This window comes from Pantoea sp. E956-1, assembly GCF_982223955.1.
Window position 1 is genome coordinate 312,661 of record NZ_CEUYZP010000001.1, and the last position, 13,551, is coordinate 326,211.

A 13,551-nucleotide genomic window follows, 5' to 3' on the forward strand; every position below is an offset into this window, starting at 1 on the left:
CATTGTCGACTGGCCGCTCCCAGGGGCACGGTTTTAAAATCCCGGCAGGCATCAGGTGGTGCTGGCCTGTGGCTTTAACCATGAGTGCCGCTCAGCTCTCTCCACAAAGATGTGCTTAGGCGCCCGGCGGGTAGAGTCAAAGCCCTGGTTGCCGAACAGCGCGCTCCTGTAAAAGGAGAAGGAAAGTGATGGAACTGACTAAGCTGATTCTGGACCTTATCCGGATCATCTTGCAGATCATCGTTGCCCTTATGCAACTGACCGGTCACGCAGGTTAACCGGAACTTGAAACAAGGCGGAGCTAACCACTCCGCCTTTTTTCTGTGTCAATTCTCTGTCATCGGACGCGGGTAAGGTGGTAGGCAAAAGCACGCCGCCGGGGCGCTGCTTATCCAGACCGGGAGTTTTATGTCCATTGCCGCCATTATGCCTGCCCGATTAGCGCACACCTGGATTGATGAGAGTGTGAAAATGCGCGAAACCAGCGTGGGCCAACAGTGTGAGATCCTGGCGCACAGCACGCTGGAATATAGCGATCTGGGAGACTTCTCCTATGTCGGCGAACACTGCTGCCTGGCCGATACCCAGGTGGGGCGCTTCTGCGCCATTGCTAATCAGGTGCGCATTGGCGCGCCGAATCATCCTATGGACCGCGCCTCCCAGCATCGTTTTACCTACTGCCCGGAGTATTACCACCCCGACGCCCGACGCGATCAGGGTTTCTTTGCTGCCCGCCGCGCCGATCGGGTGATCATCGGTCACGATGTGTGGATCGGTCACGGCGTGATTGTGCTGCCTGGCGTCACCATTGGTGATGGTGCGGTGCTGGCCGCAGGTGCCGTGGTAACGAAAAACGTTGCACCTTACAGCGTGGTGGGCGGGGTGCCGGCCAGGCCGCTACGGGTGCGCTTTACCCCGGCTATTGCCGCCCGCCTGCAGCGCATTGCCTGGTGGAACTGGCCGCTGGAGAAACTGCTGGCCAATCTGCCCGATTTTCAGCATGGCGATATTGAACAGTTCTGCCAGCGGCACGGTGACTAAACGCCCGGCTGCTATTACGCGGCGCTGTCAGCCTGAACGCACGCCGATAAAGCGTACGAGCCTCTGTCCATAGAGTCCCACCGCCAGTCCGGCGACGATCAGCAGCAGCGCGACGATCTTCTGAGCTGAAACCGTTTCGCCAAAGATCGCCACTGAACCCAGGATACCGAAAACCGGCACCAGCAGCGACAGCGGCGCGACCGTGGAGACCGGATACTGTTTCAGCAGCCAGTTCCACACCCAGTAGCCCAGCAGGGTATTGGGATAGACCTGAAACAGTATCGACAACACGGCCTTCACATCCAGCTGGGTGAACAGTGCATGATAGCCCGCGCTGCCATTGACCAGTCCGTCCAGCAGGAAGAGCGGAATGGGTGCAAAAGCGCTCGACCAGACCAGAAAAGCAAAAACCTGCCGGGTGCCCGCTTTTTTATTGATGATATTGGCAATACTCCATGCGACCGCGCCTGCCAGCACCAGCAGCATGCCGGAAAACGTCACCGAGCCATCGGTAATGAAAAAAATGCTCAGCAGACCGGCGCAGGCCAGCGCACATCCGGCAATCTGATAGCGGCTGAGGCGCTCTTTAAATACCCAGCCAGCCAGCAGCAGCGTGAAGAAGGCGCTGAACTGCAGCAGCAGCGAGGCGATGCCCGCCGACAGTCCGGTTTTAATCCCCAGATTCACCAGACCCCACAGGCCAATCCCGAAGACCAGGCCATAGCTGATCAGGTAGCGCCACGGCACGTCCGGTTTCTTAATAAAGAACAGCGCTGGCAGGGCGCAGAGCGTAAAGCGGATGCCTGCCAGGATAAACGGGTCGACCGCCTGCAGGCCGAGTTTGATAACCGAAAAGTTAACCCCCCAGATGGCGGTGATCATGACGGCGAGCAGCAGATGCGTTAATTTCATGAGTGACGTACTCCGGACCAGCAGAGAAAGGCAGAGGCACTGACCGCTGCACCGGCATAGCAGACAGCCTGCCATCCCCAGTGCGTATAAAGCTGGGTGGCGGCTATGGCCCCCAGCGCACTGCCCAGCGAGTAAAAGCACATATAGGCGCCGACCAGACGACTTGCCGCCTCGGGTCGGGCGGCCACGATCAGGCTCTGATTAATCACGTGTACCGTCTGGACGGCGAAATCGAGCAGGATCACCCCGAAAATCAGCAACAGTAACGAGGTATGAAGCGCGGCTATCGGCAGCCAGGAGAAGGTCAGCAAAACCAGGGCTAAGCCGGTGGCACGCTGCCCCAGGCCCAGGTCAGCCCATGCACCTGCCCTGGAGGCCGCCAGCGCACCGGCAAGGCCGGCAAGGCCGAACATTCCGGTCTGGGTGTGTGACAGTGACAGGGCGGTAAGTGGCAGCACCATCGAAGACCAGAGCATACTGAAGGCCGCAAAAATCAGCAGCGCCAGGATCCCGCGTCTGCGCAGCTGCGGTTCCGTGAGGAAGAGACGGAAAACAGATAATAAGAGGTGAGGATAAGATGTGCCCTGCGTCTGACCTGCTGTGGCGGGCAGCACTTTCGCCAGGATGAGCGAGGTCAGGAGTAACAGGCAGGCAGCCGTCAGATAGACCGCCCGCCAGCCCGCCAGGTCAGCAATCATCCCGGAAACAAACCGCGCCAGTAGGATGCCGATCACGATGCCGCTGGTCACGCTGCCTACCACCTGTCCGCGCTGTTCTGGCGATGCCAGCATGGCGGCCCACGCCACCATCAGCTGCGTGACCACCGCCATTAACCCCACCAGCAGCATTGCGCAGAGCAGCGTCATCAGGTCTGGCGCAACCGCAGCAGTGATTAACGCCAGCACGGAGAACAGCAACTGGGTAATCACCAGTTTTTTGCGGTTCATGCAGTCGCCCAGCGGCACCAGAAAGATCAACCCGAGGGCGTAGCCGCTCTGCGTGGCTGTTACCACTGTGCCAATGGTGCCAGGGGAGACCTGCAGGCTGGCGGCTATCGATTCCAGCAGAGGCTGTGCCGAGTAAACATTGGCGACCGCCAGCGCAGAGGTGAGTGAAAACAAAAAAATCATCCGGGACGAGAGCACCGGGATCGCGGCTGGGGGCGAATCGGCTTCAGGATCACGCGCCTTGCCAATCGTGCAGGTCATGTTGCTTTCCTTTCTGGTTTTTATTTGAAACTGGATTGGCGACATCTTTAACCGGGATGGTTTTTTTTTGCAACTTCTTTTCGGAGTAGCTAAGCTGGCATCATGAGACAGGCAACGTGAGAGAAGAGCATGGCTAAGCAGGAATCCCTGAGAACCAGCGAGTGTCCGGTCGCCAGAACCCTGGAGTCGATAGGTGAGCGCTGGTGCATGATGATCGTGCGTGAAGCCTTTGATGACGTCCGCAGATTCAGTGACTTCCAGCGGAATTTAGGGCTGGCAAAAAATATCCTGGCGTCACGCCTGAAGCAGCTGGTGGAGATAGGGGTGTTTGAGATTGCGCCGGCCTCCGATGGCAGCGCCTACAGCGAATATGTCCTGACCGAAAGAGGCCGTTCGCTGTTTCCGGTGGTGGTCGCGATGCGCCAGTGGGGCGAGCGTTACCTGTTTGAGAAGGGCGAAACCCACTCCGTGCTGCTGGATAATGCGGAAGGAAAGCCGCTGCCGCGCCTGGAGGTTATCTCCTCACAGGGGCAAAAACTGGAACCGGCCGACTGTCATCGTCAGCGGGTGGTGGCTGAAGGGTAACCGTCAGGGTATTTTCTCCTCTGCATACTTTGAGACTGGCAGGCCTGACATCGCACGCATTACCCGATCATCGCTGCCGCCGGTGGCGGTGATCGAACAAAATGCCTCACTCCCTTTTTACGCCTCCATTATGGCGTTATCCCCGGAAACAGGTCCGCGTGCTCCCTCATCTTTTCCTGCCCCGCATCATGACAGGCCTGTTGATATCATCACATTTTCCAATGACCGGTTGCCTTGTAACTTCCCGATGCGCATGACAATATCGCTGCTTGTATAGACATGTACTCTCAACCATTGATTGAGCAAATCACGCTTTCAGTCAAACACGTGTCTCACTGTTCCAGCGAGGAATCTATGTCGGTCAAATCATCTGCATCAGATTATTCAGGCTCAGAGAAACAGGGCCTGTCAGAAACCCGCTCCATTGATTACATCCCGTTGGGTGAACGTCATGGTCATCCCTTTAACCAGTTCACGCTCTGGTTTGGTGGCAATCTGCAAATCACGGCCATTGTCACGGGTGCGCTGGCCGTGGTGCTGGGTGGAGATGTCGTTTGGTCTCTTATCGGCTTACTGGTGGGGCAGATTCTGGGTGCAGCGATCATGTCTTTACATGCTATCCAGGGCCCGCGCCTGGGTTTACCGCAGATGATCACCAGCCGTATGCAGTTTGGCGTGTTTGGTGCTGTTATTCCTCTGGTGCTGGTGTGCATTATGTATGTTGGATTTTCAGCCAGCGGGACAGTATTAGCGGGGCAGGCACTGGCTAAACTTATCCATGTCAGCCATTCAACCGGGATGATCCTCTTCAGCACCCTCATCGTGATCATTGCGGTGCTGGGCTATCGCGTGATTCATCAACTGGGCAAGCTGGCGAGCGTGATTGGCGTTTTAGCCTTTGCTTATCTGTTTATCACGCTGTTCTCTGCGCATGACTTATCAGCCGTGTGGCAGAATCAGCACTTTACTCCGGCAAATTTCCTGCTGGCGGTCTCCCTGTCTTCATCCTGGCAAATTGCCTTCTGTCCTTATGTCTCTGACTATTCACGCTATCTGCCAGCTGATGTCTCCGCGAAGAAACTGTTCAGCTCGGTCTTTTTTGGCACCGTACTTGGCACGCAGGCTTCAATGACGCTGGGGGTGATTGTCGCTGCCATTGCCGGAAGTGCATTTGCAGGCAATGAGGTCGGTTACATCGTGAGCATGGGCAGCACGGCGACTATGGCCATGGTGATTTACTTCGCCATTTGCTTTGGAAAAATCACGTTTACCACGCTGAACGCCTACGGCAGTTTTATGTCACTGACCACCATTGTCTCTGGCTTTCGTCAGCAAACCACGCTGAGTCGGGGCGGGCGCATTCTGTTTGTGGTGCTTATGGTTACGCTGGCCTGCGTCATTGCTCTGCTCAGTGAACCGGCCTTTCTGAAATCCTTCACCCACTTCCTGCTGTTTCTGCTGGCTTTCTTTGTGCCGTGGAGCGCGATCAGCCTGACCGATTTCTATCTGATCACCAGGGGCAGGGTTGATGTCCCGGCACTGTCGCAGCCGGACGGGCGCTATGGACGCTGGAACCTGGCCGGTATTACCGTCTATTTCCTGGGCGTGCTGGTGCAACTGCCGTTTATTGATAATCCGCTGCACCATGGATCGCTGACCTGGATTTTTGCCGGTAATGATGTCTCGTGGATCATCGGCTGGTTTGCGACGGCACTATTATGGCTGATCGCCAGCCGCTGGGATCGCCGGGGCAACCCCGAACAGCCAATCTATCCCGCCCAATAACAAGGTCAGGCCGCCTGAGCGGCTGTCGTTCAGGGGCTGTCACTCTTCGCGGGTGTGTGATCACCCGCGTGTCAGGAAATCCCCTTTTAAGATCAGGCGGCAGAAACGTCCGCTGCGCCGGTCTGCGCCTCGGCCACCAGCGGCTTCTCCGGTTGCAGCAGCGTCATTGCCAGCATACTGCCAAAGGCGATCAGCGCGGTGACGGTAAACATGGCGTTGTAGCCGTAATATTCCGCCAGCCAGCCGCAGAGCATCGGAGAGATAATCGCTGCCAGATTGGCTATCGCCAGCGTCATGCCGCTGTAGGTGCCCACTGACGCTTTAGGGGTGACATCAATCACCACCGACCAGTAGACATTGTTCACCAGCGCATTCAGCGCATTGCCCAGCGTCATCAGTGCAATAATCCCGGCAGCCGACTGCACATAGGGGATCGCCATAAAGCAGCAGGCGGTGCCGCACAGCGTGACGGCGGCAAACAGATTGCGCGCCAGACGCAGATTACGGAAGCGGGCCAGCAGGGCGTCGGCAATGCGACCGCCCAGCAGCACCGTGATACAGGCGCCGCTCCACGGGATCATCGCGACGTACCACAGTGAGTGCAGGTCGTAATGGAAATTATCCTGCAGATATTTCGGCATCCAGGTCACCAGGGTAAAGGTGATGTAGAGGAAGGAAAAGTAGCCCAGCGCGTTGCAGACCAGGGTGCGGCTGGTAAAGAAGCGCCACCAGGGCAGTGGTACGCTGTCGCCCGCGCTGCGACGCTGACCGGTGTGGATAAGTGCGCGTTCTGCGGCATTGGTATGTGGACTTTTCTCCGGGCTGTCGCTGAAGGTGCGGGCAAACAGCGCCATCGCCAGCAGGGAGAAAACACCGAGCAGGATAAACATCATGCGCCAGTCATGGGTCAGCAGCAGCAGGCCCACCGCAATCGGCGCGGTCAGCAGCGCGCCAACCTGGGTCGAAAGCAGGCCGATGCCCAGCGCAAAACCGCGCTCATTATCGGGTGCCCAGTGGGCAATCGCCTTGTTCATCAGCGCATAGGCCGGGCCTTCGGAAAAACCAAACATGATGCGCAGGGCAGCAAAGCCCATAATGGCAGATCCGCCAAACAGCGCCATGCCCAGTTCCCCCGCCCAGGCGGTGGCGATCTCCAGCAGCGACCAGAGCACGCCTGCCAGCAGCCAGACCTTTTTTGTGCCGATACGGTCGGCAAGAAAGCCGCCACACAGTGAACCAAACAGATAGCCAAAGCCAAAGTAGCCCAGCACGGCTCCGAGCTGGACTTTGCTGAAGTGGTATTCCGCCGCAATAGCGTTGGCCGCAAACGACAGGGCACCGCGATCGATATAGTTGATCAGAGCGATCAGGAACAGCAGTGAAAATATGGTGTAACGGTAACGGCTGGATGTCATCTCACTTCTCCTGATTAAAGGTCTCAGGAGAGCAGAAGCAAAATTGATGCCGGAAAAGGCATTTATCCGGCAAACAGGAAGCGGGCACAGTATACGGGCCACTGAGCCCGCCCCGTGTGGGGTTAACTGATCCCGCTAATAATTCGCCTGCGCATCAATGCGGTGCAGACGCTGCCTGACGGTGGTGAGGCTCAGGCGGCGTTATGATGATTGGGGCTGACGTGTGGCAGCGGGATAACCACGGCTTCCGTGACTGCATCAGCTCTCACGGCCTGTGGCATTTCGCCAACGTGTTGCAAAATCTGCTGCTGATAAGTTGCATCTGCTACCGTCGTCTGTTCACTCAACAGCACGCCCGCCTCATTGACGTTTTTTCCGTCCACTTTTATTTTGCTGGTGGCACTGGCCAGCATCCACTCATATTCAATATCGACATGGCCGCTATCAATACAGCGGATACCGTGCTGACTTAAATCATATGCCAGCACGGTTGCGGTCGGCCCTAATGAAATCAAGACCAGGTCAAAGTTGACGGCATTCTCTAAAACGGTATCAAACAGACGATCATAAACGGAAAAGGCATTACGGTTCAGCGTCGTAATTCGTTTCACTTCGCTGGCTCCCTCCAGTAAATCATTGCCTAATCCCAGACGTGTTCCACTGCCTTCAACAATTAATACACGGCGGCCCTGATAGAGCTGTTTGAATTTATCAAATATCGTCCGGGATAATTGCTTGCCTTTATAATCGTGATAGGGACGGGTCACCGAAGTGTTTCCATACTGGTACTGTTTATTCAGCAGAGCCTCATAATATTTAAAATAAAATGATTTATGGAAGAACCAGAACAGGGCCGATCCGCTCCGCATATTATGGGTGGTACGAAAGGCATCCGGCAGACAAATCAGACAATCTGGATTAGCCCCTGAATCCTGCTGCAGCAACGCTTTGAGCCGGGCAGAGAGATTCGGGTCAAATGGCTGGAAGCCGATGTTTTTATACTTGGTCATTTCCAGTTCACCGTCGCCGTAGCGGGCCAGGGATAATTGTGGGTTACGTAATAACAGATCGACAGTCTCTTCTATCGACATGACGGAATAACGCTTTACCCGTGCCTGCGCAGCAGGATAGCGAATGGCAGCATTAAGAAACTTAAAAGGGAAACGAAACTTGCGATAAATAGCGTGAAGTGCGGACATAGTTAACCTGCCTGGGTCATTGCTGCCAGAAAAAATCCTGCCTGCTGGCCGGATAAATAAAGAGTCGAGTGATGATATATATCACAGATAAAAACAGCGTCCGGCTACGGAATATCTGAAATGGTTTTCCCCAGCAAAATTCCTTTTTTCTTTAATCTATTTCCTGAGTGTTATTTTTCAGGAAAATAATAAAAACGCGTTCAGGCTGGCACAATTATATGATTTGAATATCAGCGATGCCGCACCAGCGTTGATGAAGTCGCCAATAATAACAGCAGCGCAATCACTAACCCGATTTCAGCAATAAGAGTTATTGCAGGACAGAGCTGATAAACCATTACGATTATTTGACACTAAAAATCGTTCACCCGACAAACATAAGCCGGCGTTACAGAAGGGCGGCTTGTCTGATAATTGATCGCCTTTGAACAAAAGGTGCGGTCGTTAGCAGCCTATGGTTAATTTTTTGTGATGGATATCCCGTATTTAACCCTTCAGAAAGTAAAAAAAGCGGCCTGACCGCCCCAGCGGGTAACATTTATAATAAATATTCCTAATGAGTTACGTCCATACACGTTTTTACATATCCCGACCATAAGTTAAAATCTCGTTGAATTTATGTTTCCAGCTTAACTTTTCACTTGCCGCTAATGACCCGAGGATGGCTCATGATCAATAAAATAACCAGTATAATCATGGTGATATTCGCTATCGCCCTGATTTACATGGGAGGACAACTCCTGCTTGCAGGAGGGAGCGCATTCTATGCGCTGATGGGCGTGGGCGTTCTGCTCAGCGCGGTTCTGCTGTTTATGAACAAACGCAGTGCGCTGACGCTCTATGCGCTGCTGATGTGGATCACCCTGTTCTGGACTATCTGGGAAGTGGGCTTCGACAAATGGCAGTGGATCCCGCGCGGCGACCTGTTTGGTGTGCTGGGTGTCTGGCTGGCACTGCCGTGGGTGGTGCGTCCGCTCTATCAGGGGCAGCGTCGTTTCCATCCTTTCCTCGGCGGTTCCGTCGTCCTGATGGTGCTGCTGGTCATCGGTCTCTGCTTCTACGATCCGCTGCCGCAACAGGGCACCATTAATACGCCGCGCAACACCTCTGCGACCGGCGGTGCTGCTGAAGAGTGGAGCGCCTATGGCGGGACCGCGGATGGTCAGCGTTTCTCGGCGCTGAAGCAGATCACCAAAGATAACGTGAAAGATCTGGAAGTGGCCTGGACCTATCACACCGGCGATCTGCGTCAGGGTGATGATGCAACCGAATACACTTTTGAAGCGACACCGCTGAAAGCCAACGGCATGCTCTACTTCTGTACGCCGCACAACGAAGCCCATGCCCTCGACCCGGAAACCGGTGCGGTGAAGTGGAAAACGGCGCCGGATAAAAACCGCTCCTATCTGCAGCAGCACCAGACCTGTCGTGGCGTGAGCTACTTCGATGCCGGTCAGCAGGCACAGCAGCAGACGGGCGCATCGCCGGCCATCTGCCGTAAGCGTATCTTCAACGCGACAACCGATGCCCGCCTGCTGGCGCTGGATGCCGATACCGGCAAAGCCTGTGCTGACTTTGGTGACAACGGTGTGGTGGATCTGCGCGCCAACATGGGCGAGGTGCGTCCGCACGCGCTGATGCAGACTGCCGCGCCACTGGTGGCGGGCAACCTGGTGATTGTCGGCGGTTCGGTGATGGACAACGGCTTCAACAGCGGTAACCCATCAGGTGTGATCCGTGCCTATGATGCCGTCAGCGGTCGTCTGGTGTGGAACTTCGATCCGGCTAACCCGGATAACACCGCACCGGTCGCAGAGGGGGCAACCTATCCGCAGGATACCCCGGTCGCCTGGGCCACCCTGAGCGCCGATCTGAAAAACGGCCTGGTCTACGTGCCGTTTGGTAACGCCTCGCCGGATGAAGTGGGACTTGAACGCGATCCTGCCAGCAACACTGAGAAATTCCGTGATGCGCTGGTGGCACTGGATCTGAAAACCGGTGCGTTCAAATGGCGCTATCAGAGTTCGAACCACGACCTCTGGGATCGCGATAACCCGTCACAGCCGTCGCTGGTAGATATCAATTATCAGGGCAAACCGCAACCGGCGGTGATCCTGCCGACCAAAACCGGCAACCTGTTTGTGCTGAACCGCCTGACCGGCGAACCGGTTTACCCGGTAGAGCAGGTTAAGGTCTCTACGGATGGCATCAAAGGCGAACAGTACGCGGCGACCCAGCCGGTCTCCAGCCTGAACTTCATTCCGCAGCCGCTGACTGAGAAGTCAATGTGGGGCATTACGCCGTTTGACCAGATGGCCTGCCGCACCACGTTCCGTGAGCTGCGCTATGACGGCAACCCGTGGACGCCGCCAACGGAGAAAGGCTCGCTGATCTTCCCGGGCAACATCGGCGTATTTAACTGGGGTTCAGTAGCGGTTGATCCACAGCGTCAGATGCTGATTGCGGCACCGGTGCGCCTGGCGTACAAATACAACCTCATCAGACGCACGCCGGAAACCGAAACCCAGCGTACCTTCACCAAAGATGGTACGCCGTACTGGAATGAAAACTTCCACGGTGACTACGCGATCCACATCCAGCAGATGGCGTCGGGTCTGGGTATTCCCTGCATCGCGCCACCGTGGGGACGGATGGTCGGTGTGGATCTGACCACCGGCAAAACCGAATGGCTGCGCCGCGTCGGCACCACCAAAAACCTCAAGACCAGCTTCCTGCCTGGCCGCTTCCCGCTCGGTTTCCCGATGGGAATGGTGGCGCACGGCGGACCGCTGCTGACGGCGGGTGATCTGGTGTTCCACGGCGCAACCGCAGATAACTTCTTCCGTGCTTACGACAGCACCACCGGCGAACTGCTGTGGCAGACTGAACTGAGCGCGGGTGCGCAGGCCACGCCATCCACCTTTATGGGCAAAGATGGTAAGCAGTATGTGGTGATTGCCGCGGGCGGCCACGGCTCACTCGGCACCACGGCGGGTGACAGCGTTGTCGCTTTCCGTCTGAAGTAATCCTGACCCGCTGAGCGCCGCCCTGGCGCTCAGCTTTTTTCGCACCGCTTCCTGCCAGATATCACGCCCGGCTTCGCGCGACAACCTGTTGTATATCATCTCAATTCTTTCATCTTCGTATTCAACTCATCTGATAACGCTTCGAAATCATTTCGTGACAGCGCTCCCGGTTTAATGATTTCCCGGGCCTGACAGACTTGCGCATTAAGCCGCGAGGCGTAGATTAATATATGACTTCACAATTAACCGTGAATACGAAAAGTACTTCACAATACGCACTCTGAAGGATTGATGCTCATGTCGGAACTGAAATTTGCTACCCGTCTTAACTCTTTCGCCTCGGGAGCGCACCTCTACTGGCCCGATCAGCAGGGCAAGCCCTCTGTGCTGCAGATGGTTGCCCGTGCAGGCAAGGTAAAAGGCTTAACGCATCTCGACCTCAACTTTCCGCAGCATCTCACCAGCGATATCCCCACTCTGCGCCAGGCGATCGGTGATGCGGGTCTGGCCGTCAACGGCATGCAGATGCGCTGGGACGCGCCGCAGTTCAAAATCGGCGCGTTTACCCATCCCGACGCGAAAGTGCGTCGCGAAGCGATTGAGCTGACCAAGCGCGGCATCGACGCGGGTCGGGAATTTGGTTCACGGCTGATGACGCTGTGGATGGGGCAGGATGGTTTCGATTACTGCTTCCAGGCGGACTATAAGAAGATCTGGGAGGATGCGGTCAGTGCCGTGCGTGAAGTGGCGGAGTATGCACCGGACGTTGACGTCAGCATCGAATATAAACCCAATGAGCCGCGCGCCTACAGCATCTTTCCCAACGCCACCACCTGTCTGCTGGCCGTGGAAGAAGCGGGCTGCGCCAACCTGGGGATCACCCTGGATTTTGCGCATGTGCTGTTTGCCAATGAGATCCCGGCTTACGCCGCCGCCATGGTGGCGCGCCGCTCACGGCTGCTGGGGCTGGACCTCAATGACGGCTGGGGCAAGCGTGATGACGGCCTGATGGTTGGCTCAGTGAATCCACGCGCCACGCTGGAGTTTCTCTGGCAGATGCAGCGTGATGGTTACCGCGGCGCCTACTACTTCGATACCTTCCCGGATGCCAGCGGTCTTGACCCGATCCGTGAAGCAGAAAGCAATATTGCGACCGTGACCCGTCTGCTGAGGCTGTGTGACCAGCTGCACGGCAATGAAGCGTTACTGGCGGCCATCGGGCGTCAGGATGCGGTGGCCTCCCAGCAGATCGTCAATGACATCATGCTGGCCCGCTGACAGCCGATTAATCATAAAAACATCAGACCTCTACCCAACACCCTGAGAATAAAAAATGAAAAAATGCCTGCTTGCTCTTATTGCCTCCTCACTGCTCTGCAGCACCGTCTATGCGGCAGAACTGGCACCGCTGCAATCCGATACCGAACCGGATCGCACCGACTGGACCCAGCTCGACACCAAATATGGCGCACTGCCAAAAGTCGATAAATCGCTGAAGATTGGCGGGGTATCAAAAACCCTGACCAATGAATACTGGCGCTCACTCGGCCAGGGCTACCAGAACGCGGCGAAAAAGTATGGTTTCACTGTCGCTTATCAGGCGGCGGCCAATGAGGACGATCAGCTTGGTCAACTCTCCATTGCAGAAACCCTGATCTCGCAGGGCTTCAACGGCCTGCTGGTCTCCCCACAAACCGACATCAACCTGGAGCCTGCGCTGGAGAGTGCCAACAGTAAAAATATCCCGGTGGTTAACGTTAATGATGCGGTGATGCCGAATGCGCGCTACTACGTCGGCAACGTCCAGAAGGATAACGGCGTGCGGGTGGCGAAGTGGTTTATTCAGCACCATCCGCAGGGCGGCAAAGTGGCAGTAATTGAAGGGCAGCCAGGCGTCTATGCCGCCGGACAGCGTACCCGTGGCTTTAAAGAGACGCTGGACAGCGCCGGTAAGTTCACCATCGTGGCCAGTGTGCCCGCTAACTGGAGTCGCGAGCAGGCCTTTAACGCTGCATCGACCATTCTGCAGCAGCATCCTGATCTGATCGGCTTCTATGCCAACAACGACACCATGGCGCTGGGCGTGGTGGAAGCGGTACGCGCGCAGAACAAAGCATCACAGGTGGCTATCTTTGGCACTGACGGTATTTCTGATGCCTACGCCTCGATTAAGCGCGGCGAGCTGACCGGCACGGTAGACAGTTTCCCGGTGCTGACCGGTGAAGTGGCGATGGACGTCATGATCCGTCTGATCAACGGACAGAAACTGTCGCGCGTTATCTCCACGCCACAGGCGCTCATTACCAAAGAGAATGTTGAGGCGTTCTCAACCAAAGACAACAACCGGTTGCGTCAGCTGCTGGCACAGCAATAAGTCAGC

The 13,551-nt window shown here is 56.1% G+C and carries 10 protein-coding genes; 6 read left to right on the forward strand and 4 right to left on the reverse strand.

The annotated features are described in order from the left end of the window. The first annotated feature begins 408 nt into the window (after positions 1 to 408). Positions 409 to 1,041 (forward strand): DapH/DapD/GlmU-related protein, encoded by a 633-nt coding sequence (locus AC0T7J_RS01560; protein WP_473791666.1) that lies wholly within the window; start codon positions 409 to 411, stop codon positions 1,039 to 1,041. Positions 1,042 to 1,068: 27 nt separating this feature from the next. On the opposite strand, the gene AC0T7J_RS01565 is transcribed toward AC0T7J_RS01560, so the two are convergent. Beyond that, on the reverse strand, positions 1,069 to 1,953 hold the full coding sequence (locus AC0T7J_RS01565) for an EamA family transporter (RefSeq protein WP_473791667.1): 885 nt from the start codon (positions 1,951 to 1,953) through the stop codon (positions 1,069 to 1,071). After that, positions 1,950 to 3,161, reverse strand: a complete 1,212-nt coding sequence (locus AC0T7J_RS01570) for an MFS transporter (RefSeq protein ID WP_473791669.1) — start codon at positions 3,159 to 3,161, stop codon at positions 1,950 to 1,952. The genes AC0T7J_RS01565 and AC0T7J_RS01570 overlap by 4 nt, the downstream gene beginning before the upstream one ends. Positions 3,162 to 3,290: 129 nt before the next feature. Here AC0T7J_RS01570 and AC0T7J_RS01575 point away from each other — a divergent pair, with 129 nt between their 5' ends. Continuing rightward, positions 3,291 to 3,746, forward strand: coding sequence for a winged helix-turn-helix transcriptional regulator (locus AC0T7J_RS01575; RefSeq protein ID WP_033767222.1), 456 nt, complete (start codon positions 3,291 to 3,293; stop codon positions 3,744 to 3,746). Positions 3,747 to 4,100: 354 nt separating this feature from the next. After that, on the forward strand, positions 4,101 to 5,531 hold the full coding sequence (locus AC0T7J_RS01580; RefSeq protein ID WP_473791671.1) for a purine-cytosine permease family protein: 1,431 nt from the start codon (positions 4,101 to 4,103) through the stop codon (positions 5,529 to 5,531). 92 nt (positions 5,532 to 5,623) lie between these two features. Here the strand turns inward: AC0T7J_RS01580 and AC0T7J_RS01585 are convergent, their stop codons facing one another. Both AC0T7J_RS01585 and AC0T7J_RS01590 read right to left on the reverse strand, forming a co-directional pair. After that, the gene (locus AC0T7J_RS01585; RefSeq protein WP_473791673.1) at positions 5,624 to 6,946 is read right to left on the reverse strand and encodes an MFS transporter; all 1,323 of its coding nucleotides are present in this window, start codon (positions 6,944 to 6,946) and stop codon (positions 5,624 to 5,626) included. 191 nt (positions 6,947 to 7,137) lie between these two features. Beyond that, positions 7,138 to 8,145: a GT-D fold domain-containing glycosyltransferase gene (locus tag AC0T7J_RS01590; RefSeq protein WP_473791675.1), complete on the reverse strand. Its 1,008-nt coding sequence runs from the start codon at positions 8,143 to 8,145 to the stop codon at positions 7,138 to 7,140. Between the two features lie 668 nt (positions 8,146 to 8,813). Here AC0T7J_RS01590 and AC0T7J_RS01595 point away from each other — a divergent pair. The 3 genes from AC0T7J_RS01595 (at position 8,814) to AC0T7J_RS01605 (ending at position 13,545) form a co-directional block, all read left to right on the forward strand. Beyond that, positions 8,814 to 11,171 carry a membrane-bound PQQ-dependent dehydrogenase, glucose/quinate/shikimate family gene (locus tag AC0T7J_RS01595; protein ID WP_473791677.1) on the forward strand — a complete coding sequence of 786 codons (2,358 nt, stop codon included), beginning with the start codon at positions 8,814 to 8,816 and terminating at the stop codon, positions 11,169 to 11,171. A 297-nt stretch (positions 11,172 to 11,468) separates the two neighbouring features. Continuing rightward, on the forward strand, positions 11,469 to 12,449 hold the full coding sequence (locus AC0T7J_RS01600) for a TIM barrel protein (protein WP_473791679.1): 981 nt from the start codon (positions 11,469 to 11,471) through the stop codon (positions 12,447 to 12,449). Positions 12,450 to 12,504: 55 nt separating this feature from the next. Continuing rightward, positions 12,505 to 13,545, forward strand: a complete 1,041-nt coding sequence (locus tag AC0T7J_RS01605; RefSeq protein ID WP_473791681.1) for a sugar ABC transporter substrate-binding protein — start codon at positions 12,505 to 12,507, stop codon at positions 13,543 to 13,545. The last annotated feature ends 6 nt before the right edge of the window (positions 13,546 to 13,551 follow it).

What these genes read in the sequence shown, in the direction of transcription:
- AC0T7J_RS01560 (WP_473791666.1), top strand. Translation starts at nt 409, where the DNA reads ATGTCCATTGCCGCCATTATGCCTGCCCGATTAGCGCACACCTGGATT.
- AC0T7J_RS01565 (WP_473791667.1), bottom strand. Translation starts at nt 1,953, where the DNA reads ATGAAATTAACGCATCTGCTGCTCGCCGTCATGATCACCGCCATCTGG.
- AC0T7J_RS01570 (WP_473791669.1), bottom strand. Translation starts at nt 3,161, where the DNA reads ATGACCTGCACGATTGGCAAGGCGCGTGATCCTGAAGCCGATTCGCCC.
- AC0T7J_RS01575 (WP_033767222.1), top strand. Translation starts at nt 3,291, where the DNA reads ATGGCTAAGCAGGAATCCCTGAGAACCAGCGAGTGTCCGGTCGCCAGA.
- AC0T7J_RS01580 (WP_473791671.1), top strand. Translation starts at nt 4,101, where the DNA reads ATGTCGGTCAAATCATCTGCATCAGATTATTCAGGCTCAGAGAAACAG.
- AC0T7J_RS01585 (WP_473791673.1), bottom strand. Translation starts at nt 6,946, where the DNA reads ATGACATCCAGCCGTTACCGTTACACCATATTTTCACTGCTGTTCCTG.
- AC0T7J_RS01590 (WP_473791675.1), bottom strand. Translation starts at nt 8,145, where the DNA reads ATGTCCGCACTTCACGCTATTTATCGCAAGTTTCGTTTCCCTTTTAAG.
- AC0T7J_RS01595 (WP_473791677.1), top strand. Translation starts at nt 8,814, where the DNA reads ATGATCAATAAAATAACCAGTATAATCATGGTGATATTCGCTATCGCC.
- AC0T7J_RS01600 (WP_473791679.1), top strand. Translation starts at nt 11,469, where the DNA reads ATGTCGGAACTGAAATTTGCTACCCGTCTTAACTCTTTCGCCTCGGGA.
- AC0T7J_RS01605 (WP_473791681.1), top strand. Translation starts at nt 12,505, where the DNA reads ATGAAAAAATGCCTGCTTGCTCTTATTGCCTCCTCACTGCTCTGCAGC.